The sequence below is a fragment of the Chryseobacterium sp. GQ58 genome, assembly GCF_059758895.1.
The window spans coordinates 648,528-672,180 of sequence record NZ_JCAXEH010000002.1 but is presented as its reverse complement, the minus strand read 5'-3'; the positions used below and the strand labels follow the sequence as shown (position 1 = coordinate 672,180).

Genomic DNA, 23,653 nt, shown 5'->3' with positions numbered 1-23,653 from the left:
TTCTTAATGTTATTCCTCTTCCACAAACGCTGTTTTCGCATTGTTTTTTACAGAATCAATTCCTTTTTCCATACTGCTTTTGGAAGAATACATCTGGCTACTTCCTATAAATTGTCCGTTTGCTGCCTTTAAGTTAAAATATGACTTGTCGTTTGCCGATGTTTTTCTTTCAAACTTTGAATCGTCCTGAGAATTTATTTTTACAGATTCGATTCCGTTTTCACAGCCTGATTTGGATGCATATCCCTGGCTGGTCAAGATAATTTCTCCGTTTCCTGCTTTTAGATTGAATTGATAATCTCCGTTTGTTCTTTTCGAAATGATAAATTTTGCCATTTGTTTTTAATTATTTTTTTAAGTTTTTATTTGTGTCAATTATTTTTTTTCTTGTTTTTAGTTTTTCGAAATCTAAAGCATTCAATATTTTGTAATTTGAAGGATCTATTTCATTAACCTTTAAAGCAGCATAAAGATCAGGATTTTTTGGCTTCGCAACCAACATTTTATAAATTCCATTTTTATCTGAAAGTTTAGAATTATCTTTTAGGTTCGATAAATTATCGTGTTTTACTATTCTATTTGGAGGAATAACGAATAACTTTCTTTTATCCGTTTTTTGCGCAAACAATAAAGTGGAATTAACGATTAAGAATAAAAAAAATGTTTTCATAAGTGAATTTTCAATAAAAGTAAAGAAAAAATATGAGAAACAAAAAAAACGCCTCATAAAATGAGACGTTTGTAGAATTATATAAACTTATTAATAATGTCCTTTTTCGATATAATGTGCCGCCACTTTTTCTGTCAATGCCACAACATTCGGATTGTTGGTATATTTTGTAAATCTTCTCAATCCTGAAAGCATCATTCTCTGCTCATCACCTTCGGCGAAAGAAATAATTCCTTCTTTTGCCGCAACAATGATTTTTTCAACAGCTTTGTAAAGATTTAGCTGAGCCATTGCAGCTTCCACAGAATCTGCTGAGAAATGTTTTTCAGCTCTTAAAATTGCAGATTCTGCCATGTAAATTTGATTAAGAATTTCAGAAGCGTTTAATAATAAATGTTGCTGTTTTTCAATATCCATCATATATTTTTGAAGAGCAGCACCTGAAACCATTAAGAAAACTTTCTTTAGATTAGCAATGATTGCTTTTTCTTCACTCATAAATTCAGAATAATCAGGAACTTCAAACGAAGGAATTCCCATCAATTCTTTGCTGATCGCCATTGCAGGAGAAAGAAGATCCAACTCGCCTTTCATTGCTTTTTTAATCAACATTCCAACGGCTAAAAGTCGGTTGATTTCGTTGGTTCCCTCATAAATTCTTCCGATTCTTGCATCTCTCCATGCAGATTCCATCGGCGTATCTTCCGAGAATCCCATTCCGCCATAAATCTGAATTCCTTCATCAGCAGTATCTTGCGTAAGATCAGATACAAAAACTTTAAGAATAGAAGCTTCAACCGCAAACTCTTCAACACCTTTTAATTCAGCTTGTTGATGATTCATTCCTCCAGTAACTAATTCTTCAATTTTATCTTCCACATTTTTAGCCAAACGGTAAGAACCTGCTTCACTTACAAAAACTCCGGTTGCCATTTCGGCGATTTTCTTTCTGATCGCACCAAAAGTTGAAATAGAAACGCCAAACTGCTTTCTTTCATTCGAATATTGAATAGAATGATTTAAGATTCTTCTTTGTCCGTCAAGATTTGCCGCAGCTAATTTAATTCTACCAACATTTAATGCATTCAAAGCGATTTTAAAACCATTGTTTCTCTCACCCAACATATTTTCAACAGGAATTTTCATATCGTTGAAGAAAACCTGACGAGTGGAAGAGGAGCGGATTCCTAATTTATGTTCTTCTTCGCCTAAAGTTAAGCTGTTTGGATCTTCCAATTCTGAACGGTTGATCACAAAACCTGTTATATTTTTATCATCATCTATTTTCGCAAACAAAGTGAAAGTATCTGCAAAACCTGCATTGGAAATCCACATTTTTTGTCCATTAATGATATAATGTTTTCCGTCTTCAGATAATTTTGCTCTTGTTTTTCCTGAATTGGCATCAGAACCTGCATCTGGTTCTGTCAAACAATACGCCCCGAATTTTGTTCCTGTCGCTAAATCCGGAAGATATTTCTTTTTTAATTCTTCACTTCCGTAAAGAAGAGTAGGTAATGTTCCGATTCCGGTGTGTGCTCCGTAAGCTGTTGCTAATGAGCCATTTCCTCCCGAAACGTAATCGCAAGCCAACATTGTGCTTACGAACCCCATTCCAAGTCCGCCATATTCTTCAGGAACGGTAATTCCTAAAAGTCCCATTTCACCTAATTTACGCATTGTTTCTTCTGTCAATGCATAATCTTTTTTCTCGAAACGGTCGTGTTGCGGAACCACTTCTCTGTCTATAAATTCTTTCGCAGAATCACGAAGCATTTTTTGCTCTTCGCTCAGTTCCTCAAGACTAAAAATTTCGTTAGCAGGAATTTCTTTGATAAGGAATTCTCCACCTTTTACTATATTACTCATTATATTTATTTTAAATTTTAGATTATAAATTTTAAATTAGATCTCAGTTATACATTTTCAGATGAAGTTTTAATGATTTTAGTCAAAATATTAATGATGCTTTCAATTTCTTTTAAATAAGAATCAATTTCAATTTGAACTAAATTTGAGGATTGATAAAGTTTTAACCAATATTTTGTTTCTCTTGCTTCTTTATTTGCAATTGAAAGTTTTGAAATAAAATCTTTTTTGATTGAGCTGCAATTGCTTCTTCTACATTTGCGCCAATTGAAGTTCCGCAACGAAGAATTTGTTTAGATAAAATAAATTCATTTTGAGCTTTACATTGAGTATAAAATTTAATAATTTTTAATGAAAAATCAAACGTCTTTATTTGAATTAAATTGTCTTCTTTGAAACTCATTCATCTAAAATTTATAATTTAAAATCTATAATTAAATTAAAGAAGTTCAAAAATACTCGCTGCTCCTTGTCCCGTTCCTACACACATTGTAACCATTCCGTATTTGTTTCCGCGCTTTCTCATTTCGTCAAGAAGTTGAACGGTTAGTTTTGTTCCTGTACATCCAAGAGGGTGACCCAAAGCGATTGCGCCTCCGTTTACATTTAAAATATCCGGATTTAAGCCCAATTCTTTTTTTATAGCAACAGATTGTGATGCGAATGCTTCGTTTAATTCGATTAATTCAATATCTTTTAATTCTAATCCTGCTTGTTTCAATGCTTTTGGAATCGCATAAATTGGCCCCATTCCCATAATTCTTGGTTCAAGTCCTGCCGCTGCATAAGCAACTAATCTAGCTTCCGGTTGCAATCCTAATTCTTTCACCATTTCCTCACTCATTACCATAACAAAAGCCGCTCCGTCACTCATTTGAGACGAGTTTCCGGCAGTAACACTTCCTCCGTTGGCGAAAACAGGTCTTAATTTTGCCAAACCTTCCAAAGAAGTATCTTTTCTTGGACCTTCATCAACTGAAAAATCAAACTTTTTAGTCTGCATTTTCTGATTTTCATCTAGGAAATTATACTCGACAGGAATCGGAACAATCTGGTTGGCAAATCTACCTTCCTGATTGGCTTTTAAGGCCTTCATATGAGATTCAAAAGCAAACTGATCCTGCTCTTCTCTTGTGATATTGTATTGTTTTGCAACTTCTTCGGCTGTGTAACCCATTCCCCAATAATAGTCAGGGTTTGTTTTTGCAATTTCCGTTTCAGGAACAGGTTTGTATCCACCCATCGGAATGTAAGACATTGATTCTGTACCACCTGCGATGATGCAATCAGCCATTCCTGCCTGAATTTTTGCAGAAGCAATTGCGATCGCCTCACTTCCTGATGCGCAATATCTATTTACAGTAACCCCGGGAACTTTGTCGGTGTTTAATCCCATTAAAGAGATCAAACGAGCCACATTTAAGCCTTGTTCGGCTTCCGGCATTGCGTTTCCTACGATAAGATCATCGATTCTGTTTTTGTCTAATTGCGGAAGCTCAGCCATTAATTTTTCAATTACGGTTGCCGCCATTACATCGGGTCTTGTGAATCTTAAACTTCCTTTTGGAGCTTTTCCAACGGCAGTTCTGAAACCCTTTACTATATATGCTTGTTTCATTTTGTTGTATTAAAGTATTTATGTAAAATGTATTTATGATTAAAATGCTTGAGTATTAAATTTCTGCTTCAATTTTGCCAACATATTTGTATGTGCTTGATTTCTGAATAAATAATATTAAAATCATCATTTTTAAGAAAACCTAAGTCATTAGCAATTAAGATTTGTGTTTCAAATTCATATGAAGAACCTAATGCAATATTTCAGAAAATGTGAAAATTGAGCATTTGTATCTCGCCCGCACCTTCAGCAATATTAGATGGAATTGAATATAAACTTCTTCTTGACTGTGAAGTCAATCCGAACATTTCATCTTTTGGAAAATTGGTAGAAGCCAAGTAAAATATTTTACAAAGTTTCATAGATTTTGTCCAAACTTCTAAATCTCTAAAGTTGTGCATCGTAAATACATTAATACCTTTTACATTTTACAAGAAATCTAATTTCTTAATGGTTTTCCTTTCTGCAACATATATTGAATTCTTTCCAACGTTTTTCTTTCGCCACAAAGCTGAAGGAACGTTTCTCTTTCAAGATTCAATAAATATTGTTCGGTCACGACGGTTGGTTCGGAAAGATTTCCGCCGACCATGACATTGGCTAATTTATCTGCAATTTTTTTATCGTGTTCAGAAATATAATTTCCGGTCAACATTTGATCAGTTCCAACATAGAACATTCCCAATGCATCTTTACCCAAAACTTTTACTTTCTGCTCGATAGGTTGTGTGTAACCGTGTTCTGCTAAACTTTTAGCAAGCATTTTTGCGGTCATTATCTGCGTTCTTTTATCAACCGCTACAATATCTTTTCCTTTTTCAAGAATTCCCATATCGTAGGCTTCATAAGCGGAAGTTGCTACTTTACCCATTGCTATATTCATGAAAGCTTCACGAAGTCTGTTATTTTTAACATCATCATTGTGGAATTCTCTTGAAGTTCTCAAGGTCAGTTCTTTAGTTCCGCCACCGCCAGGAATTACACCAACTCCGGTTTCAACCAATCCGATGTAAGTTTCTGCTGCTGCAACCACTCTGTCGGCATGCATTGTCATTTCGCAACCGCCGCCAAGCGTCATTCCGTGAGGAGCAACAACGACAGGAATTGAGGAATAACGAACTCTCATCATCGATTTTTGGAAATAAGCAATCGCCATATTCAAATCATCCCAATCTTGCTCGATAGCCATCATTAGAATCATTGCTAAATTGGCTCCGACAGAGAAATTCGTGCCTTGATTTCCGATTACTAAACCGTCATATTCTTTTTCGGCTAAATCAATCGCTCTGTTTAATCCATCTAAAACTTCACCTCCAAGAGAATTCATTTTAGAACGGATTTCGAAGTTGATAATTCCGTCACCCAAATCTTCAATTGAAGCTCCCGAATTACTCCAAAGCGTTTTGTTTTTTCTGATATTATCTAAGATAATAAAAGCATCCTGTCCGGGAATTTTGTTGTATTCACCTGAGTTTTTATCAACGTAAATGCTTTGTCCTTCATCATTAACTTTATAGAAAGTTTCTACATTTTTTACCCAGTCTGAAACTTCATAGCCAGCTTCTTTAGCCAATTCAACACCTTTTTCAACGCCAACGGCATCCCAAATCTCAAACGGACCGTTTTCCCAACCGAAACCAGCTCTCATCGCATCATCGATTTTGTAAACTTCGTCGGAAATTTCAGGAACTTTATGCGAAACATAAGCGAACAATGAACCTAAAGATTTTCTGTATAATTCGCCCGCTTTATCCTTTCCACCAATTAAAACTTTAAATCTGTCAATCGGTTTATCAATGTTTTTAGTTAATTCTAAAGTAGGAAAAGAAGATTTTCCTTGAAGTTCATATTCTAAAGTATCAAGATTTAATCCATGAATTTCAGATTTTCCTTCAGCATTTTTGATTTTTTTGTAGAAACCCTGTTCAGTTTTAGAGCCCAACCATTTATTTCCTACCATTTTCTGAATATAGTCGGGTAAGGAGAAAACGTTATAGAAATCATTTTTCTCTACGCCACTTTCCCGAACTCCGTTCGCCACCATTACCAAAGTATCCAATCCGACAACATCAGCAGTTCTAAACGTTGCAGATTTCGGTCGCCCAATTATCGGACCGGTCAATTTATCTACATCGGAAACATTTAAGCCTAATTTTTGAACATTATGCAGCAAATCCATCATTGAGAAAACCCCAATTCTGTTGGCAATAAATGCGGGAGTATCTTTTGCTAAAACAGTTGTTTTACCCAAGAATTTTGCTCCGTAAGCCATATAAAAATCGATAATCTCCGGAAGCGTATCGTTGGTCGGAATAATTTCTAAAAGCGGAAGATATCTCACGGGATTGAAGAAGTGCGTTCCTGCAAAATATTTTTTAAAATCTTCGCTTCTGCCTTCTACCAACATATTTATCGGAATTCCGGAAGTGTTGGAAGATACAAGAGTTCCAGGTTTCCTGAATTGTTCAATCTTTTCGTAAACTGATTTCTTTATATCCAGTTTTTCAATTACAACCTCAATAATCCAGTCGGTGTCTTTAATTTTCTGTAAATCATCATCAAAATTCCCAACCTTTATTCTATCTGCAAATTTCGGAGAATAGAGTAGAGCGGGGCTTGCTTTTTTGAGTTTTTCAAAGTTTTCGGAAGCGATCCTGTTTCTTACCGCTTTATCATCTTTGGTCAAACCTTTTTTCTGTTCTGCCTCAGTCAGTTCAAAAGGTACGATATCCAAAAGCGAAACTTCTACGCCAATATTGGCAAAGTGCGCCGCAATACCGCTTCCCATAATTCCTGAACCAAGAACCGTAACGTGTTTGATTCTTCTTTTCATTAGATTATATTTATTTTATTATTGGTCAAATGTTACCTTTACGGCTTCATTTTGTTTATTTTTTGTTGTTGATATCTGTCGCAATTTTCATGATTTCTGTCATCACTTCTTTAAAAGTTTCAAGCTTTTCGGGAGCGATTTTTTCCATCACTTTTTTATTGAAATTTACTACAACTTCTTTAGATAGATTTCTGGAATTCAAGCCTTTATCAGTAAGTTTAATAATTACCTCTCTTTTGTCTGAAGTAGTTTTTTCCTTATAAATGTAGCCGTTGTCTTCCAAAAGTTTAATAATTCTTGTCAAAGACGTTGGTTCAATTGCCATTTTCGGGCCTAGATTGGTACTTCTTGTTCCTTCTTTCGGATCTATTTTTAGTAATGTTAAGGCCTGAACAGCTGTAGAATCGTGTTCCTGAGCCAATTCGGTATACATCTTTGAAACAGCCAACCAAGTCTGTTTTAAAATGAGATCGACATTTTCAGTTTTCTCTTTATTATCCATCATATTTTTTTGCTAATCGGTTTTATCAAATGTAGCAAATATTATGCATGCATAGTATTATTTTTAGTTAAATTTTGTTAACGCATTGATATTAAGATAATTAAATTATATGAGAAGCATAATACTATGCATGCATAGTATGTAGAATACTTAAAGAAAATAAATAATTAATGAATGTTTTGAATAAATTTTATAATTTCTTCGAAAGATTCGCATTGATGATTTTCAGAATTATAGGAAACCGCCCAAAAGCTTTCGTGATATTTAAAATCGAGAAAAGAAAGATCTTTTTGGAAGTTTTTTTGAAGCAAAGAATACAACATTTCTTTATGAAATGTTGGAGCTGTGATTTTAGGAGCAATAAAGTTTTCGTTCACCTGAAATAAAGACGCATTCGTCAACTCTTCATGTTGCAGCAAAACATCTTCCACAAGTCCGGAGTACAACTTCTCATCCTTTACATACCAAATTTTATCCGCAAATTCTTTTGCCAAACGCCAGTCGTGAGAAGAAAAAAGAATCAGTTTATTTTGCTCTTTTGCCAGTTTTCGGAGGGTTTTAAGAATGATTATTTTATTTTTTTCGTCAAGATGTGTCGTCGGTTCATCAAGAATAATAATTGAAGAATTCTGTGTCAAAGCTCTTCCAATAAAAGCTTTTTGAAGATTTCCGTCTGAAAGATTTTGAAGTAAAATATTTTTGTATTGACTTAAATTTAATTCTTCAATAATATGTGAAACTTCTTGTCTGTCTTCTTTTTTAAGCTCAAAATAAAAAGGATAATAAATATATTTTCCTAAAGAAATAAGATCTTCAACCGTATAATTTTGTGGAATGACAGATTTTGAAAAAACAACCGCAATATTTTCTGCAATTTCTTTAACTGAAAGGTTTTTTATATTTTTATTTTTAATGATTATTTCGCCGTTTAATAGGGAAACCTGATGAAGAATTGATTTAATTAATGTGGTTTTTCCTACGCCATTGTTGCCAATTAACAAGCATACATCGCCTAGATTCAAGTTTGCATTTGCATTTGAAATTAAGGTTTTGTTGTAGCCGATATTTGCTTGTTTTATTTGTAGATACATTTCTCTTGTTGGTTCATCGCAAAAGCGCAAGTTTGTTTACAAAAATAATGTTTTAAGGCGCAAGGAATTTGACTTTGTCAAATTTTTATACGTTTAATTACAAAAAATTCACAATTCTTGTTACTCCGTTTTTGAAAACATCCGATTGAAAGTTTAATAATAATCCTAATTTACAATTCGTCATTTTTAAATAGGTCAAAAGTTGGGCTTTATGAATCGAATTAATATATTCAACTGTTTTTATTTCTAAAATTAATTTATTTTCAACAATCATATCCAATCTGAAAGCATTTTCGATTCTTAATTCTTCATAAACAATTGGAAGTAACCGTTGTTTTTCAACAGATAATCCGGCTTTCGTCAATTCATAGAACAGACATTCTTCATATACATGTTCAAACAATCCGGATCCCAATTTTTTATGAATTTTCAATCCTGTCTCAAAGACAATCTTTGATAATTCGTTTTCTGTCATTTGTGTTGTGTTATATAACTTTTGTTGGTTTATCGTAAAGGTTTTATCTTCATGCTAAAGCTAAGGAATCAAAGATTTTCAGCAAGTGTTGAATTGCATTAACTCTTTAATAATTTAGCGATCCTAAATTTTATCAAAGATAAAATCCTTGCGCCTTAAAACAAACTAATCAAATAAACTTTGCGTCTTTGCGATAACCAACATTCTAAACTTTATTCTGTCTCAAAAGCATCATCAAAATCACAGGAATTCCAAAAATAGAACTTATCACATTCAAAGGAATCTGTGTTTTTTCTGCAACAATTGAAAATAACAACATCATCAGCATTCCTAAAAACATATTCAAAATCCATTGCTGCCAAAGTTTTGCAGGATTATAAATCAATCTGCAAAAATGCGGAACAATAATTCCTATAAATAAAATAGGCCCTAAAAACGCCGTAATAGAAGCAGAAAGTAGGGAAGAAGCAACAATGATCAGTAATTTTAATTGATTCAAATTTACGCCCAGACTTTGTGCATAAGATGTTCCGAGTGAATTTCCAATTAAAGGTTTTATTGTTTTAAAACAAATAAATAATCCTATCAAAACTAAAATCGACAACACAATAATCTGATTTCTCGAAACCATATTATTAGCCCCAAAAGACCATAAAATATAGTTTTTTAAGCTTTGATTTTCTGCATAAAACTGAAGCAAAGAAACAATAGCTCCGGCAAATGCAGAAACTAAAAACCCGAAAATTATCAAATAAGATTTATCCTGAAATTTATTTGACATTGAAAGTAAAACCAACATCAGAAGTAAACTTCCAATGATTGCCGATAAGCTCAGAAAGCTGTTTTGCAAAAATTCGGGAAGAAGAATGTCGTGCGAAAAGAAGATGTAAAAAGCAACCGATAAGCTCGCTACAGAAGTGATTCCTAAAATATCCGGACCGGCTAAAGGATTCTGGAAATATTCCTGCATCAGAAAACCGGAAGAAGGAATTGAAACTCCGGCCAAAAGCATTACCAATACACGGTTAATCCTTATTTCAGCAATTTGTCCGTTTTCAGTATTATGAAAAAAATCCTGTAGATTTAAACTTAAAAATCCTGTGTTCAGATTAATAAATGATGCAAAAGCAATTGCAATCATTAATGCTAAACAAAGGATTTTAAATTGAGCTGACATTCAGAAAAATCTGTGAAATTTATTTTAAGAAAGAATCTATTTTGGAATTTAGTAATTCAGAAGTCATCATTCCTAAATATTCATCCGTTTTTTCGCCTTTTCTCATATAAGTAAACGGAATTGCTCCGCCGTCCCATTTATCAAAATTATTTTGAAAAAAGTTACCGTCCAGCTGGCTTCCGTCCAACAAAATGGTATTGTTTCTGATTCCGTGTTGATCTACAAATTGTGGAACTTCAGAATTCCAGACTTCTTTATTATCAAGACTTATAAAAGTGATTTTTACAGGTTGTCCTTTCAGCTCTTCAATTTTCTCTTTAAAATGAGGAATTTCTCTTACGCAAGGTCCACACCAAGTTGCGAAGAAATTGGTTACATATAAAGTATCATTTTTGGTTTGTAAATAATCTGAAGTCTGCGATGGTGAAAGTGACTGAAGTTTTGCAACGGAAGAAACCGGTTCAGGAGCCATTACATTAGAAATTGAGTCGGAAGAAACAGTGTTATCATCTGTTTTTTCGGCTTCTTTCTTGCAACTGAAAAGTACGGTAATTAAAAACGTCGATAAAATTATCTTTTTCATATTTATTTTTTTATTTTTGAATCTGAAGTATGGAACAACAAATCTATAAAGGGAAACTGACACAGTTTCATTGGCTAAAAATAGCTAAAAAGGAAGACCTGACCAAAAATACTTTTTCGTTGGAGCTGGAAATACCTGAAAACCTGAAAGAGAAATTTAAATTTGAAGCAGGCCAATTTGTAAGTGTGAAATTTGAAGCTCATGGCGAAGAAGTTATCAATGATTATTCAATGACTTCGGCTCCGTACGAGGAAAAAATAAGTTTGGGAATAAAAGTAAGTTCGCATGATGGAGCTACTTCACAACTATTTAAAAATTATAACATTGGTGACGAATTGTTGGTGAGCGAACCCAGCGGAAGATTTACTTTAGTTTCAAAGCCAAGTGAATTTCGTACAATTGTGGGTTTTGCAGCCGGAATTGGTATCACGCCTATTTTAAGTCATTTTAAAAATATTCTTCACACCGAACCGCGAACAAGATTGTTTTTATTTGTTGGTAATAAAAGTTCGGAAGATCTTATTTACAGAGAATTGCTTGATAATCTTGCCAGAAGTAGTTCAGAAAGGCTTCAGATTTTCTATTTTTATTCTCAAGAAAAGACCGCAAATAGTTTTTTTTATGGAAGGCTTAACGAGAAAAAATTAAATTTAATTATCAATCAAATCCTTCATTTGGATGATACAGACGAAGAATCTACAATCTGGGATGCCGTTGACGAAGTTTTGATCTGTGGAAAAGGAGAAATGATAAAAGCATTGGCTAACGCTTGTTATCATCACGGCATTCCGAAAAAAAATATTCATTTTGAGCTTTTTGAGGAGTTTAATGATGATATTTATCCTATTGAAAAAGAATTTCCTTTAATAGAAAATGTTGAAGTGGAATTTAAAACTTTAGGAAAAAAGTATCAAGCCGAGCTTCCGAATAATAAAGAGAAAATCCTGCAACAATTATTAGAACAAAAATTTCCTGCACCTTATTCGTGCAAATCTGGAATCTGTGGTGTTTGCGAATGTATTCTGGAAGAAGGCGAAGTGGAACTTCTGGAAAATGAATATCTTACCGAAAAAGAAGAATCTGAAGGTAAAATCCTGGCCTGCATGTCGATCGCTAAAACTAAGAAAATAAAGCTTAACTTTGATTTTAATTGAGAATTATCAGAAACATATTCAAGCTTATTTTTTCATCAATAGAACTTGTTTTTCTTTTGATCTGCCTTTCCAATATTTGGGTTTTCGGGCTTACAAACGGAAGAACGTATAACAAGATTTCAAAAATTCCGCCACGTGAAGTTGCTTTGGTTCTGGGCACATCGCCGAGAATGAGATCGGGAACTTCAAATCCTTATTTCACCAAAAGAATGGATGCCGCAGCACTGCTTTATCATCACGGAAAAATCAAAAAAATCATTGTAAGCGGTGAAAAAAGCAAAGGCTATAATGAGCCGGCCGCTATGAAAAATTATCTTATCTATCAGGAAGGCGTACCTGAAGATATTATTATTGAAGATCCGAAAGGCTTTAATACCTACAAAAGTATTCTGCGCTGCAAAAATGTATACAAAAAAGAAAATGTAATCATCGTATCACAAGGTTTTCACAACCTTCGGGCCCTGTTTTTTGCAAGAAATAATAATATGAACGCTTTAGGTTTTGATGCGCAGGATGTGACAAAAGCAGAAAGTTTCTACAGAAATCAATCCCGTGAGATTCTCGCAAGAGTGATTGCTGTAGTTTATTTTATTTTGGGTATTTCTCCGGATTAGAAAGGATATCCAAATGCAATGTTTAGGGTGGGTTTTAACGGTTTAATATCATGAAATCTCCATCGATCGCCATCCGGTTTATTTGGATCATAAATTTTATAAGCAAGATCTAATCTCAATGTGATGTACGCCACATTTACTCTTAAACCAAATCCGCTTCCGATCCCCATTTCCCTGATAAACTTATTGAATTTGAATTGATCATTAAAACCATTATCTTCAGTATTCCAGATGTTTCCGATATCGGTAAAAATCGCCCCTTCATACATATCATTAAACGGAATTCTATATTCAATATTGGTCGTAAGCTTTATATTTCCCATGAGATAAGTACGCACTCTTTCGTCAATTTGCGAGCCTCCGGGACCTAAACCACCGAATGCCACCCAAGCACGAATATCATTAGAACCACCATTAAAATAAGACCTCACAAATGGCATTGAAGATGAATTTCCGTACGGAATTCCCAAACCGATAAACTGGCGTAAAGCTAAAGTCTGGTTATTAAATTTAAAATATTTTCTGACGTCAAAATCTAATTTTACAAATTGTGCGTAAGGAATTCCGAAAATTGTTCTTTCAGGACTTCTAAGGATTCCGCCGCCATCATCTCTTTTTTGGTTGAAAATACTCGGAATATTACCCGCCAATTCTATTTTTCCGTTGAAATAAAAAGCGTTAGGATAATCTTTTTTTCCGATTTCATTATAAATAAAATTATAAATCATTGACGAAATGATCACATCCTGCGTTTGTCTGTCTTTATTCACAAGCGTTCCCCGGAAGGAAACAATTCTATCGGCTCTATCCTGGTCAAGAGATGCAATATAATTACCATCATTTACGATTTGCTCAGAAACCTGATCGAGCGTTAATTCGCCAGATTCAAACTGTTGTTCGGTTTGTGGATTGTAATTAAAATAATCTGCAAAAACTTCTTTTCTGATATTATTATCGTTGACGAAATAATCGTAATAATTGTCTTTATTTTTTGTTAAACTGAATAATGTATTAAACAAAGTAAGCCGATGCGAAACTTTATCATCTACGTTGGCAAAATAATTTAAACCTGTATTAAAATTCACTCTTCCCAAGCCGATATTATTCTGTATTGATGTTCCCAAAACAATGGATGAAGTAGGAGTGTACCTTTTCGGAATTAGTTTATAATAATTAAAGGGCAATAAAAGACGCGGAAAACTCAATGCAGCCTGCGCAGATATTTCATACGCCAGAATTCTTTTATCTAAATTTTTCGGATTTCTGATCGACCCGAAAGTTCCGGAAAGACTTGTAGAAAGGTTTTCTGCGCCTCTGAAAACATTTCGAGTTGTTAAATCTACAGATGGGGAAATTCCTAAATTTAATAATTGCGAATAATTAATATCCGTTCCTACTTTTACTTCATATTTTGGAAGAGGCTTAAGAAGATACAAAACATCAATAATGCTGTCGTTTGGCTTCACAGAACCACCTTGTCGTAAAGAATCTTTAGCTTTCAGAATACTGAAATTATTCATAGCCAAAAGATTTCTTTTTGTAAGATCCAGTTTTTTCTGATTGTAAACAGATTTGTTGTCTACAATGATTGCGCGCCATAAAGAAGAAGTTTTGTAATTTTCATTCATCTTATGAAACCTTATTCTTCTGAGGCTGTCTTTCACTGTATTTTTCGGGAAATCGGAAGCGTTTTCGACGATGGCAACATCAATATTTCCAATTGTTGATTTTTTGTAAGGCGTGTCTAGAGAATCTTTATGAATTTCCAAAATCAACGGCACATCTTTTCTGTCTTTTAAAGAATCGGCAATAAAATATATTTCATCATTAGCGTTGTTGAATTTATAATAACCGTTTTCCCGCATTAGATCATTGATTCTTGACAGCTCTTTTTCAAGAACAGTCTGATCCAGAATTGTTTTAGACCTTATCAAGCTTTCATTAATGGTTTGCTGATAAAGACTTTTAATTCCCTGATCCGGAATATTGTAATAATAATCTTTTATAAATGTCGGAGAATTGTGGGTGATAAAATAAGTAACGGCAGCCTTTTTTGCGGTAGAATCGAGATCATGTTTAAACTTCACTTCAGAATCCCAATATCCGCGGTAGGTTAATCTTTTTTCGATTGATTCAGCTCCCTTTTCGGTTCTTGTTTGATCTAAAATTACCGGCGCAGTTCCCCAATTGTGCATCAGCCTGTCGATAAACAGACTTTTGCCTACGCTGCTTTTCATATCATATTTTATGAAAAGTGAGTCTCTCAACTTCTGATCTCTCATTTCGCTGGGATACGTCATATATTCATTGAGAACCGTGTCATATTTTGGGTTGGCGGCATTGTAAAACCATAACCCCAAAGGCATAAAAAGAAACTGTTTTTTATTTGGTTTTTGCTGAACATAATCCTTTAGCTCATCATCAAACGGCTGCTTCTTATCTTCAAACTCAAAGTTGTTTTTTGTCAGCAAAAATTCTCCTTCGGGTACTTTTTTTGTGGTACTACAAGCATAAAGTACACCAACTACTGTTGCAAATGATATAATTTTATAATATTTTTGAGGAGAATTCTTAAAATGCTTACAGCTCATACAATAAAAGTTTTACAGTCTTTAGATAAAAAGAAGTTCAGGCAAAAATACAATTTGTTTTTGGTTGAAGGGAATAAAATCATTTCCGAACTTCCCAATTCTAACTTTAAAATTAAAGAAATATTTTCTACAAATCCTCAAAATTTAAATTTTAGGGATACAATTATACATCAAATCACTGAAAATGAATTAAAAAAAATAAGTTTTCTGCAAAATCCTAAAGATTCTGTGGCGGTTTGTTTTTTAAATGAAGAATCGAAATCTGAAGATCAAAATATTCAATTGGTTTTAGATGGGATTCAGGATCCGGGAAATCTGGGAACAATTATCCGTCTGGCAGACTGGTTTGGAATCGAACAGATCATTTGCAGCGAAGATACCGCCGATTTTTATAATCCGAAAGTGATACAGGCAAGCATGGGTTCTTTCACAAGGGTAAATATGGTGTATTGTAACCTTTCAGAATACCTTTCTACAACGGAAAATATCAATGTTGGAACCGATATGGAAGGAGAAAGCATTTACACTTTTGAAAAGCCTGAAAAATTTAATTTAATTTTAGGAAATGAAGGAAACGGAATACGTCCCGAAACCGAAAAACTCCTTCAGAAAAAAATAACTATTCCCAGATTTGGAAAATCAAAAGCTACCGAAAGCCTGAATGTTTCAATGGCTGCAGGAATAATTCTTGGACAATTGTTTTCAAAATAGGATAGTAGTTAGATTTTAGAAGTTAGAATTAGCATAAAAACTAATTTCTAACTTCTTGTTTCTAGCTTCTATTAAATAAGTTGCTCCATGCTTGAAAGACTTCTTTTTTTCTGATAACTTTCCAGTTTTTTTCTGACAAACCTTAAAGCCATTGGCGCTACATAAATTAAAGCGGCTCCTAAAATTTTTTGTTTCCAGTTGGCGCTTTTCATGCTTTTCTTTGCATAATTGGCAACGAATGCCGTTACAGCAAGTCTTATGACATTATCCAATGCATCACCTTTGAGTGCGCTGCTGGCCAATCCCATTGCAGCATTTTTACTGATGAACATATCTTTCACTTCTGAAGTCAATTGCCTGGCAATCACATCTTTTCTGATTACTGTTTTTTCTTCGCCGTCTTCATCTACTTTTTCCTGAAGATATTGATCTGTTAAGCCATTGGTAAAAGCGCTGAGGCTTTCTTTAGTATTTTTAAAAGTTAAAAGTGCTTCCAAATCATCGATCTCACTTTTTAAAAGCTTTTTCTTTGTTTTTAGTTCTTCCAAACTTTGATAGTTTATGCTCATAATTTAGTGATTTAAAAATTGAATTACTTTATTGGCCGTAAGATGAATGATTCGTTTTTTAAAAATAACAATAAGAATCATCACAAGCAAATAAAATGAAGCGACAATTAAAAAGCCATACGAAGTATTGTTCAATGCTTTACCGAGAAGAAAGGCAATTCCGAAATTGAAAAGAATGATAAAAAAAGCAAAAGCAACAAGTAAAACAACCAGATAAGCGATAACGCCTGAAAAAATTGAAGATTTTTCTGTAGCCTGAATTTTCAGTAAATCGATTCTTTTTGATGCATATTCTTTTAAAGTCTCAATCATTGTTTTTTTTTTAAGTTACAAAAAAAGGAACTTTAATGGTTCAAAGTTCCTTGTCATTTTACGAAAAATAAAATGTTATTTTTTTAGATCGTTCAATCCTGCTTCAACATCTTTTACCATGTCTGTCGTTTTAGAGACAATCTGATCTCTATACTTATCGTATCCGTCTTTCACAGTGTGCGCAACATTGCTTGCCGTTTCTTTGAAAGTAGAAGAAATACTGTCGTATTGATCTTTTACCTTGTGAGAAACCTCACCGTATTTATCTTTTGCCTGATCTTTAAGATCGTTGGCTTTTGTTTTAATTTTTTTCCTGGTTTCTTTACCTTCTTCAGGAGCATAAAGCATTCCTAAAATTACCCCTGCTGCAGCACCTGCAAGAAGTCCTGCCAAAATACCGGCTGTATTATTTCCTTTTCTAGACATTTTCGTTTTTTTTAATAGTTAATAAATACTAGTTTTATATCTTAAAGATTACAATTAATATACCAAATACAAATTTATCGGATAAAAATTATCTTTTTTTTATGTGTGTCAGAATGCTTTCTATTGTTTCCTTTTTAGTAAGCAACGTATTATCAATCACAATCGCATCGTCTGCTTTTTTTAGCGGAGCTATTTCTCTTTCGCTGTCGATACGGTCTCTTTCGATTAAATTTTGTTTTACCTGCTGCTCATCTGCTTCTATACCAAGGCTTAAAAGCTCGTTGTATCGTCTTTTTGTTCTTTCATCAATGCTTGCTGTCAAAAAAAACTTAAAGTCTGCATTGGGCAAAACGACAGTTCCTATATCTCTGCCATCCATAATGATGCCGCCTTTTTCGGCCAGATTGCGTTGTGACTGCAAAAGAAAATCTCTTACTTCTTTTTGTTTGGCAATAAAACTTACGTTTTCCGATACTTCATTAGACCGTATTTCTTTAGAAACATTGATGCGATTCAAAAAGAGAACCAGCTCACCATCATCATTTTTAAATTCAAGATCAATTAATGAAAAAGATCCGAAAAGCTGTTGAAGATCTATTGAGCCATCTTCATTCAAACAATTTTGTAATGCAAACCAGGTAATGCCGCGATATAAAGCTCCTGTATCCAAATGTACAATTCCCAATTTTTCGGCAATGATTTTTGAAATTGAGCTTTTCCCTGTAGATGAGAATCCGTCTATAGCTATTACTGGTTTTTTCATAATGCAAATTTCAAGATTTTTTCCGAAAGACAAAGAAAGTTTTAATCAAAATCTGAAATTATTCTCCTCTGTGGCTGCTCAAGTCTACTGAAATTCCTATCTGATTGACGTTGGAAGAATTGTGATATCTCACATGCGCATAGTCGATACGGAATTTTGATATTTTTAAGCCAAATCCACCAGAAAGTCCTGAAAAGTTTCGCTGGTCTGCCACCGCCAATTCATTTCCCCGCTTTACATTATAGCCTAATCTTACATTAAAGCTTTTTTCAGGAAAAAGCTCGGCACCCAAAGAAAAGTGATCAGCAATTTTTCTTCCAACATTCACTTCCTGACCGTTTACATTATAATCTGATGAAATATCAAACTCCTGCAAATCGTGCGCAGTAATGGTAATGGCCAAAGGGAAATTCTTTAAAATCCTTGTGTATCCCAAATCTACTCTGAATGGAAGATTTTCTCTTTCTCCGTTGAAAGATTTGAATTGATATCCGAAATTTCTGAAAATAAGAGAAACAACTTCCTTAGACTTTTTGTTGTGATAAGTAACTCCCAAGTTTCCTGCTAAAGCCGATGAAGTATACGTATCAATTTTTGAAGTGATGAAATTAATTCCACCACCGATCGTCCAGTCTTCTTCAAACTGATAAGCATAACCGCCACCAACAGCAACATCTGAAGCAGAAAATTCGCCAAGTTCAAAACCACTTTCGTCAGTTCTTGGAATGTTTCCGTAGCTCATGTATCTCGCATTTACAGTTACCATGTGGCCGTTGTCGAGATCTTTCGCAAAACCAATTGTTCCGTATTTTGAATCTGCCAGATAAGCCGTTGCATTTACAGAAAGCTGCTTGTCCGAATCTTTATTAAGCAAAGCCGGATTGGCAATTGCAAAAGAAACATCATAATCTCTTATCGTAATTGCGTCGCCGCCTAAAGCAGCCTGTCTTGCCGAAACCGGAATATTAAGAAACGGATAAACATTTGTTCCATTTTGTGCAAATGAAACAAATCCCAAAAGAAATAGTGAAAAAATGACAATTTTCTTCAAATCAGTATTTAATTATTGCAAAAATAATCCTTTTTCGTACTTATCAAAATATTTATATCATTATTTACTATTAAATATTTTTCTTCGTTCAATATTTTTAATGATTATATTTGCAAAATTAATTTTCGGAGAAATAAAGTTCTCAAAAACTATTATAAATTTAAAGATGAAATATAAAAGAATCCTTCTAAAACTGAGCGGTGAGGCGTTGATGGGAAACAGACAATATGGTATTGACAACGAAAGGCTGACGGAATACGCTGCGGAAATAAAGAAAGTAGTAGATAAAGGCTGCGAAATAGCCATCGTGATTGGAGGAGGAAATATTTTTCGTGGAGTAGCCGGCGCTGCAAAAGGAATGGATAGAGTACAGGGAGACTACATGGGAATGCTTGCAACCGTAATCAACGGAATGGCATTACAAGGCGCTTTGGAAGATGCTGGAATAAAAACAAGACTGCAATCTGCAATAGAAATGGATAAAATAGCCGAGCCTTTTATTAAAAGAAGAGCGGTAAGACACCTTGAAAAAGGCAGAGTCGTAATATTCGGTGCGGGTACCGGAAATCCTTATTTCACGACAGATACTGCAGCAACTTTGAGAGCCATAGAAATAGGAGCAGATGTCATCTTGAAGGGAACCCGAGTAGACGGTATCTACGACAGCGACCCGGAAAAAAATGAAAATGCAGTAAAATATAATTCATTATCTTTTGATGAAGTTTTTGAGAAAAATCTTAAAGTAATGGATATGACAGCATTTACATTAAGCCACGAAAACAAGCTTCCGATCATCGTTTTTGATATGAATAAAGACGGTAATTTGTTGAAAATTGTAGAAGGGGAAAATGTTGGTACTTTAGTGGATTTGTAGTTTAAATAGCTAATTTTAGATTTTTAGGGCTTAATTTTTGATAAAAATAAACGCTTTCTAAATTGTTTATTACTATTATTATTCATCATTTATAATAAAAATGTGTAACCTTTCAAATTTTAAATACATAATGGAAGAATTAGATCTTATCGTAGAATCTGTACAACAAGACATGCAGGCCGCCATCAAACATTTGGAACATGCATTTCAAAAAATCCGAGCGGGGCGTGCGTCTACGACAATGGTTCAGGACGTAATGGTAGAGTATTACGGAGCAACGACACCGATCAATCAGGTTGCCAATGTTTCTGTTTTGGATGCGATGACCATCTCTATCCAGCCGTGGGACAGAACTGCAATTGGCGCGATAGAAAAAGCTATTATCAATTCCAATTTGGGCTTTGCACCTTCTAATAACGGGGAAAATATCATTCTGAATGTTCCGCCTTTAACCGAAGAAAGAAGAAGAGATCTTGCAAAACAGGCAAAATCTGAAACCGAACAAACCAAAATCGTTGTAAGAAACGCCAGACAAGACGGATTGAAAGAACTGAAAAGGCTTGAAGGTGTTTCGGAAGATGCCATAAAAGCGGTAGAAGCAGATATTCAGGAACTTACGGATAAATATGTAAAAGTTTGCGACGAGCATCTTAAAACAAAAGAAGCTGAAATTATGAAAGTTTAATTTTCAGTTTTACAATTATAATAAAGTTGGCTTTGAATTTTTCAGAGCCAACTTTTTGTTTACAGACATTTAATGGTGTTTCTTTTGTCTTTATTTTTTAAAAGCAGCTTAAAAGTTTTCTGTAATTCTTCAACCGAGCAGTTTTTACTTTCTCTATTTTGAACATTTTCAGACTTAGGATTATTTGCGGAATTTGATTTTAAAGTGTATTCTTTTTCAAGACATTTTATTGCTTTATCATTGACAATGTAAAAACGTTTTTCTTTGATATCGTCTTTTGTTTCGGGCTTTTCTGGAGATCCGCCATCAAAATTCCAGGAGACTTCATCTTTAAAAATAAAAAAAGGCGAGCCGTTTTTGATAAAATAATTTTCCGTTGAAGAAAAGTGACTGTATTCAGCATAAGAATGTTTGACGATTTTCAATTCTCCTTTTTCGGAATAAAAAACCACATTTCCTGATCTTTCGCTGTTGCAATCATAATTGAAGCCAACAGAATCCAGCTGTTTTGATTTTAATTTTGCATTCAGACGATCATATTCTTCTTTAATTGTTTTAACTGAAGTTAAATCTTTATCCGCCAATAAAGTGTCTTTCACTTCAGAACTCAAGCTGTCCGATACAGCTGTATTTGCACTAATCTTCTTATCATTTTCATTTTTACACGAAAAAACAAGAAAAAGCCCCGAGATCAAAAGTATATTTTTCATATTAAATTATTAATTACGGTTTAAAACAAAAAATGTGCTGTAATTAATTCTTTGAACATCACAAAAAAGTCCGGAAAAAACCGGACTTTAAATTATTGATATCTTTTATGCTCTTTACTTTTGCTAAATCTTCTCGTAATTGGCTTCAAAAGTGCTTTATATTTTTCCGAATCAAATAGTTGCGAATCTGTCAGCGCTTTATAAGTCATTAAAACTCCAAAAGGAAACAAAATAATATTTGGAAGCCAAGCAGCCAAATATGGACTCATCTTTCCGGACCAGGCAACGTTCTCAAATCCTACATTAATTACATAAAAAATAATAAAAATAACGATGGCGACAATCACCGGAACTCCCATTCCTCCTTTTCTGATGATTGAACCTAAGCTCGCACCAATCATAAAGAAAATGATGCAGGTAAATGAATAGGATATGATTCTCTGCTGATAAATAACTACTTTACTGAAATATTTTATGCTGGGATTAAGCTCATTATTTTTGCTATCGAGTGTGCTTTTAAGGTTATTTAATCTTTCGTGAGCGTTGTAAATAATTTCAAGCTTTTTATCAGATTTCAAAGTATCAAGCTTGTATTGAGATTTAACGGGAGCTTTAGCTTTGTTTTTATCCATATAACTGATGACCGGATTGGTTTGTGAAATAACTTCATTACTTATTCTATCCGCCATTCTGTCATTTTCTTTCTTTGTTTTATCAATCGTCGTATACAGCTCGGTAAAGGTTTGAAAGCGGTAATCGTCGGTGATTCTTTCCTGCTCAATAGCTCTGTTGATGATTTCACTGATGTCGAAATGAGAAACCAATGTGTCAAATTTTATTGCCTGATCGGGCTGTTTTTGCCTTACATTTTCAGGTTTTCCGGCGTAGGTATCTTCAAAAACATATCCGTTATATAAAACCAATTGCAGATAATTTTTATTGGCCGGAGTTACAAATTTCCCTTTTTCGGCAACAATCGATTGTTGATTTTCAAAGGTGCTTGCCTTTTTGTGAATGAAAATTCCTTCCAAATCTCTTCCTTCTTCACCCTGAATTTTATCAAACTTCACCATATAACCCGGAATCTGATCAATAAACTGGCCCGGCGTAAAATTCAAGGCAGGTTTTGTCTGGGCAATATTGAAAAGCATATTTTTTGCCTTTTTCTGAAAATCGGGAATAATATTGTTTGAAAAGAAATAGAGTAGGATTGCCAACAAAGTGACCACTCCCAAAAGCGGCATCATTACTCTTGTTAGCGAAATTCCGGCAGCTTTCATGGCGGCAAGCTCGTATCGCTCACCAAATTCACCGAAAGACATGATACTCGCCAAAAGTATCGTTAGCGGTAAAACCATACTTACAACACTTACTCCAAGATAAAAAAGGAGTTTCATGATTTGCAGATAGCTCAAACCTTTTCCCATAAACTGGCCCAGCTGAATCCAGATAATGTTTACAATAAAAATGAAAAACAATACACTGAATATAAAAAAGAACGGCCCAAAAAAGGTTTTAATAATATATCGGTCTAATATTTTAAACATTCGCCAAAATTAATCAAAAAGCCACAAAGTTTCCTTTGTGACTTTTAAATTTTAAGATTTATTTAGTATTATAATTCTGTTACCAGATAATTTTTGAATTTATTTTTATCAAAAACAAACATTTTCGGGTCCAGCTGCTGATTTTCTTTGTATTCTTTAATATCAATCACTGCAATATCTTTGTTGTTTCCATGTTGTTCAAGCTTCAGCATTTGCTTTTTTGCTGAATCTACAAAGATGTAAATGTATTTCAATCCGTTTGATTTTACAGGAGTTAATTTTATAAAATCTGCACTTCTTCCGTCAACAGTTTTTTTACCTGCATAAGCTACATTATAATCGTTTCTGTATGAAGTAAGATAATTGATAGGAGAGAACATTGTGCTGCTTTCATTAGGCTTTGCAACCGTTACTTCCATATCTTCAGTATTGATATTGTAGATTTTGTTGCCATCAAAAACCTGCTCGGTTTCCATGATTTTCAATTTGTATTTATCTCCGGCAGCATAATAAATCCCCGGCTCTGTTTTGGTGACAGTTCCGTTGACGCCACTTCCGAAAGCAAATTTAAAATACGTATTCTTTTTAGACTTATAATTGGCTGTAACATCATCCAATATTTTCTTGGCTTTAGCATCAATTTTCTGAGCTTGTGCCCAACCAATGCTTCCTACAACGAAACCTGCTAATATTACTTTTGAAATTATTTTTTTCATGTTGTTGTTTCTAATTTTACTATTCTTTAGACATTCTGTAATGCTAAAAGTTAAAATTTAATACTTATTTGTCTTTTAACTTCGCAGATCTTCCAAAAACTGTTCCAAGGAT

Annotated in this window: 26 protein-coding genes and 1 pseudogene; 5 read left to right on the top strand and 22 right to left on the bottom strand. The window is 33.9% G+C overall.

What is annotated here, in order from left to right; all coding sequences use genetic code 11:
- Nucleotides 1-9 precede the first annotated feature (9 nt).
- The 13 genes and pseudogenes from AC6CHK_RS07275 to AC6CHK_RS07215 all read right to left on the bottom strand — a co-directional run bounded on the left by AC6CHK_RS07275 (nt 10) and on the right by AC6CHK_RS07215 (nt 10,818).
- Nucleotides 10-336: a YegP family protein gene (locus AC6CHK_RS07275; RefSeq protein WP_498094963.1), complete on the bottom strand. Its 327-nt coding sequence runs from the start codon at nt 334-336 to the stop codon at nt 10-12.
- 10 nt (nt 337-346) lie between these two features.
- Entirely contained in the window at nt 347-670 is a 324-nt protein-coding gene (locus AC6CHK_RS07270) for a hypothetical protein (protein ID WP_498094961.1), read from the bottom strand.
- Nucleotides 671-760: 90 nt separating this feature from the next.
- Nucleotides 761-2,539: an acyl-CoA dehydrogenase FadE gene (locus tag AC6CHK_RS07265; protein WP_498094959.1), complete on the bottom strand. Its 1,779-nt coding sequence runs from the start codon at nt 2,537-2,539 to the stop codon at nt 761-763.
- A 47-nt stretch (nt 2,540-2,586) separates the two neighbouring features.
- Nucleotides 2,587-2,942: pseudogene (locus AC6CHK_RS07260) on the bottom strand (four helix bundle protein).
- A gap of 36 nt (nt 2,943-2,978) precedes the next feature.
- Complete coding sequence (locus tag AC6CHK_RS07255; RefSeq protein WP_498094958.1) at nt 2,979-4,157, bottom strand: thiolase family protein; 1,179 nt, start codon at nt 4,155-4,157, stop codon at nt 2,979-2,981.
- Between the two features lie 68 nt (nt 4,158-4,225).
- The gene (locus tag AC6CHK_RS07250) at nt 4,226-4,315 is read right to left on the bottom strand and encodes a hypothetical protein (protein WP_498095122.1); all 90 of its coding nucleotides are present in this window, start codon (nt 4,313-4,315) and stop codon (nt 4,226-4,228) included.
- Between the two features lie 45 nt (nt 4,316-4,360).
- Complete coding sequence (locus AC6CHK_RS07245) at nt 4,361-4,558, bottom strand: four helix bundle protein (protein ID WP_498094956.1); 198 nt, start codon at nt 4,556-4,558, stop codon at nt 4,361-4,363.
- A gap of 38 nt (nt 4,559-4,596) precedes the next feature.
- Nucleotides 4,597-6,990 (bottom strand): 3-hydroxyacyl-CoA dehydrogenase/enoyl-CoA hydratase family protein, encoded by a 2,394-nt coding sequence (locus tag AC6CHK_RS07240; protein ID WP_498094954.1) that lies wholly within the window; start codon nt 6,988-6,990, stop codon nt 4,597-4,599.
- Between the two features lie 55 nt (nt 6,991-7,045).
- The gene (locus tag AC6CHK_RS07235; protein WP_498094952.1) at nt 7,046-7,495 is read right to left on the bottom strand and encodes a MarR family winged helix-turn-helix transcriptional regulator; all 450 of its coding nucleotides are present in this window, start codon (nt 7,493-7,495) and stop codon (nt 7,046-7,048) included.
- Between the two features lie 164 nt (nt 7,496-7,659).
- Nucleotides 7,660-8,583, bottom strand: coding sequence for an ABC transporter ATP-binding protein (locus tag AC6CHK_RS07230; RefSeq protein WP_498094950.1), 924 nt, complete (start codon nt 8,581-8,583; stop codon nt 7,660-7,662).
- Between the two features lie 97 nt (nt 8,584-8,680).
- Nucleotides 8,681-9,058 carry a GxxExxY protein gene (locus AC6CHK_RS07225; protein WP_498094948.1) on the bottom strand — a complete coding sequence of 126 codons (378 nt, stop codon included), beginning with the start codon at nt 9,056-9,058 and terminating at the stop codon, nt 8,681-8,683.
- Between the two features lie 205 nt (nt 9,059-9,263).
- Complete coding sequence (locus AC6CHK_RS07220; protein WP_498094946.1) at nt 9,264-10,235, bottom strand: iron chelate uptake ABC transporter family permease subunit; 972 nt, start codon at nt 10,233-10,235, stop codon at nt 9,264-9,266.
- A gap of 19 nt (nt 10,236-10,254) precedes the next feature.
- Nucleotides 10,255-10,818 carry a TlpA disulfide reductase family protein gene (locus tag AC6CHK_RS07215; protein WP_498094944.1) on the bottom strand — a complete coding sequence of 188 codons (564 nt, stop codon included), beginning with the start codon at nt 10,816-10,818 and terminating at the stop codon, nt 10,255-10,257.
- A gap of 29 nt (nt 10,819-10,847) precedes the next feature.
- Between AC6CHK_RS07215 and AC6CHK_RS07210 the strand changes: the two genes are divergently transcribed.
- Nucleotides 10,848-11,972, top strand: coding sequence for an iron-sulfur cluster-binding domain-containing protein (locus AC6CHK_RS07210; RefSeq protein WP_498094942.1), 1,125 nt, complete (start codon nt 10,848-10,850; stop codon nt 11,970-11,972).
- The gene (locus AC6CHK_RS07205) at nt 11,969-12,586 is read left to right on the top strand and encodes a SanA/YdcF family protein (RefSeq protein ID WP_498094940.1); all 618 of its coding nucleotides are present in this window, start codon (nt 11,969-11,971) and stop codon (nt 12,584-12,586) included. Before AC6CHK_RS07210 ends, AC6CHK_RS07205 begins: the two co-directional genes overlap by 4 nt.
- On the opposite strand, the gene tamL is transcribed toward AC6CHK_RS07205, so the two are convergent.
- Nucleotides 12,583-15,177 carry a translocation and assembly module lipoprotein TamL gene (gene tamL / locus AC6CHK_RS07200; protein ID WP_498094938.1) on the bottom strand — a complete coding sequence of 865 codons (2,595 nt, stop codon included), beginning with the start codon at nt 15,175-15,177 and terminating at the stop codon, nt 12,583-12,585. The two genes, AC6CHK_RS07205 and tamL, sit on opposite strands and share 4 nt — an antisense overlap.
- On the opposite strand from tamL, the gene AC6CHK_RS07195 reads away from it, so the two are divergent.
- The gene (locus AC6CHK_RS07195; RefSeq protein WP_498094936.1) at nt 15,163-15,888 is read left to right on the top strand and encodes an RNA methyltransferase; all 726 of its coding nucleotides are present in this window, start codon (nt 15,163-15,165) and stop codon (nt 15,886-15,888) included. The two genes, tamL and AC6CHK_RS07195, sit on opposite strands and share 15 nt — an antisense overlap.
- Before the next feature lie 71 nt (nt 15,889-15,959).
- On the opposite strand, the gene AC6CHK_RS07190 is transcribed toward AC6CHK_RS07195, so the two are convergent.
- The 5 genes from AC6CHK_RS07190 to porQ all read right to left on the bottom strand — a co-directional run bounded on the left by AC6CHK_RS07190 (nt 15,960) and on the right by porQ (nt 19,009).
- Nucleotides 15,960-16,457, bottom strand: coding sequence for a phosphoribosyl-ATP pyrophosphatase (locus AC6CHK_RS07190; RefSeq protein ID WP_498094934.1), 498 nt, complete (start codon nt 16,455-16,457; stop codon nt 15,960-15,962).
- A gap of 3 nt (nt 16,458-16,460) precedes the next feature.
- Nucleotides 16,461-16,769 (bottom strand): phage holin family protein, encoded by a 309-nt coding sequence (locus AC6CHK_RS07185; protein ID WP_498094932.1) that lies wholly within the window; start codon nt 16,767-16,769, stop codon nt 16,461-16,463.
- Between the two features lie 75 nt (nt 16,770-16,844).
- Nucleotides 16,845-17,195: a YtxH domain-containing protein gene (locus AC6CHK_RS07180; RefSeq protein ID WP_498094930.1), complete on the bottom strand. Its 351-nt coding sequence runs from the start codon at nt 17,193-17,195 to the stop codon at nt 16,845-16,847.
- Between the two features lie 88 nt (nt 17,196-17,283).
- Nucleotides 17,284-17,958 (bottom strand): (d)CMP kinase, encoded by a 675-nt coding sequence (gene cmk, locus AC6CHK_RS07175; RefSeq protein ID WP_498094928.1) that lies wholly within the window; start codon nt 17,956-17,958, stop codon nt 17,284-17,286.
- Between the two features lie 58 nt (nt 17,959-18,016).
- Nucleotides 18,017-19,009, bottom strand: a complete 993-nt coding sequence (porQ, locus tag AC6CHK_RS07170; RefSeq protein WP_498094926.1) for a type IX secretion system protein PorQ — start codon at nt 19,007-19,009, stop codon at nt 18,017-18,019.
- Between the two features lie 166 nt (nt 19,010-19,175).
- Here porQ and pyrH point away from each other — a divergent pair, with 166 nt between their 5' ends.
- Nucleotides 19,176-19,883, top strand: a complete 708-nt coding sequence (gene pyrH / locus AC6CHK_RS07165) for a UMP kinase (protein WP_498094924.1) — start codon at nt 19,176-19,178, stop codon at nt 19,881-19,883.
- A 130-nt stretch (nt 19,884-20,013) separates the two neighbouring features.
- The gene (frr, locus tag AC6CHK_RS07160) at nt 20,014-20,568 is read left to right on the top strand and encodes a ribosome recycling factor (RefSeq protein WP_498094922.1); all 555 of its coding nucleotides are present in this window, start codon (nt 20,014-20,016) and stop codon (nt 20,566-20,568) included.
- Nucleotides 20,569-20,627: 59 nt separating this feature from the next.
- On the opposite strand, the gene AC6CHK_RS07155 is transcribed toward frr, so the two are convergent.
- From AC6CHK_RS07155 to lolA1, 3 genes are all read right to left on the bottom strand, one after another.
- Nucleotides 20,628-21,278 carry a hypothetical protein gene (locus AC6CHK_RS07155; RefSeq protein ID WP_498094920.1) on the bottom strand — a complete coding sequence of 217 codons (651 nt, stop codon included), beginning with the start codon at nt 21,276-21,278 and terminating at the stop codon, nt 20,628-20,630.
- Between the two features lie 92 nt (nt 21,279-21,370).
- A complete protein-coding gene (locus tag AC6CHK_RS07150; protein ID WP_498094918.1) occupies nt 21,371-22,825 on the bottom strand; it encodes an LptF/LptG family permease in 1,455 nt (484 codons plus the stop codon).
- A gap of 68 nt (nt 22,826-22,893) precedes the next feature.
- On the bottom strand, nt 22,894-23,541 hold the full coding sequence (lolA1, locus tag AC6CHK_RS07145; RefSeq protein WP_498094916.1) for an outer membrane lipoprotein periplasmic chaperone LolA1: 648 nt from the start codon (nt 23,539-23,541) through the stop codon (nt 22,894-22,896).
- Nucleotides 23,542-23,653 lie beyond the last annotated feature (112 nt).

Bases quoted from the DNA above. Each gene is read 5' to 3' on its own strand.
- AC6CHK_RS07275 (WP_498094963.1), bottom strand. From the start codon at position 336: ATGGCAAAATTTATCATTTCGAAAAGAACAAACGGAGATTATCAATTC.
- AC6CHK_RS07270 (WP_498094961.1), bottom strand. From the start codon at position 670: ATGAAAACATTTTTTTTATTCTTAATCGTTAATTCCACTTTATTGTTT.
- AC6CHK_RS07265 (WP_498094959.1), bottom strand. From the start codon at position 2,539: ATGAGTAATATAGTAAAAGGTGGAGAATTCCTTATCAAAGAAATTCCT.
- AC6CHK_RS07255 (WP_498094958.1), bottom strand. From the start codon at position 4,157: ATGAAACAAGCATATATAGTAAAGGGTTTCAGAACTGCCGTTGGAAAA.
- AC6CHK_RS07245 (WP_498094956.1), bottom strand. From the start codon at position 4,558: ATGCACAACTTTAGAGATTTAGAAGTTTGGACAAAATCTATGAAACTT.
- AC6CHK_RS07240 (WP_498094954.1), bottom strand. From the start codon at position 6,990: ATGAAAAGAAGAATCAAACACGTTACGGTTCTTGGTTCAGGAATTATG.
- AC6CHK_RS07235 (WP_498094952.1), bottom strand. From the start codon at position 7,495: ATGATGGATAATAAAGAGAAAACTGAAAATGTCGATCTCATTTTAAAA.
- AC6CHK_RS07230 (WP_498094950.1), bottom strand. From the start codon at position 8,583: ATGTATCTACAAATAAAACAAGCAAATATCGGCTACAACAAAACCTTA.
- AC6CHK_RS07225 (WP_498094948.1), bottom strand. From the start codon at position 9,058: ATGACAGAAAACGAATTATCAAAGATTGTCTTTGAGACAGGATTGAAA.
- AC6CHK_RS07220 (WP_498094946.1), bottom strand. From the start codon at position 10,235: ATGTCAGCTCAATTTAAAATCCTTTGTTTAGCATTAATGATTGCAATT.
- AC6CHK_RS07215 (WP_498094944.1), bottom strand. From the start codon at position 10,818: ATGAAAAAGATAATTTTATCGACGTTTTTAATTACCGTACTTTTCAGT.
- AC6CHK_RS07210 (WP_498094942.1), top strand. From the start codon at position 10,848: ATGGAACAACAAATCTATAAAGGGAAACTGACACAGTTTCATTGGCTA.
- AC6CHK_RS07195 (WP_498094936.1), top strand. From the start codon at position 15,163: ATGCTTACAGCTCATACAATAAAAGTTTTACAGTCTTTAGATAAAAAG.
- tamL (WP_498094938.1), bottom strand. From the start codon at position 15,177: ATGAGCTGTAAGCATTTTAAGAATTCTCCTCAAAAATATTATAAAATT.
- AC6CHK_RS07190 (WP_498094934.1), bottom strand. From the start codon at position 16,457: ATGAGCATAAACTATCAAAGTTTGGAAGAACTAAAAACAAAGAAAAAG.
- AC6CHK_RS07185 (WP_498094932.1), bottom strand. From the start codon at position 16,769: ATGATTGAGACTTTAAAAGAATATGCATCAAAAAGAATCGATTTACTG.
- AC6CHK_RS07180 (WP_498094930.1), bottom strand. From the start codon at position 17,195: ATGTCTAGAAAAGGAAATAATACAGCCGGTATTTTGGCAGGACTTCTT.
- cmk (WP_498094928.1), bottom strand. From the start codon at position 17,958: ATGAAAAAACCAGTAATAGCTATAGACGGATTCTCATCTACAGGGAAA.
- pyrH (WP_498094924.1), top strand. From the start codon at position 19,176: ATGAAATATAAAAGAATCCTTCTAAAACTGAGCGGTGAGGCGTTGATG.
- frr (WP_498094922.1), top strand. From the start codon at position 20,014: ATGGAAGAATTAGATCTTATCGTAGAATCTGTACAACAAGACATGCAG.
- AC6CHK_RS07155 (WP_498094920.1), bottom strand. From the start codon at position 21,278: ATGAAAAATATACTTTTGATCTCGGGGCTTTTTCTTGTTTTTTCGTGT.
- AC6CHK_RS07150 (WP_498094918.1), bottom strand. From the start codon at position 22,825: ATGTTTAAAATATTAGACCGATATATTATTAAAACCTTTTTTGGGCCG.
- lolA1 (WP_498094916.1), bottom strand. From the start codon at position 23,541: ATGAAAAAAATAATTTCAAAAGTAATATTAGCAGGTTTCGTTGTAGGA.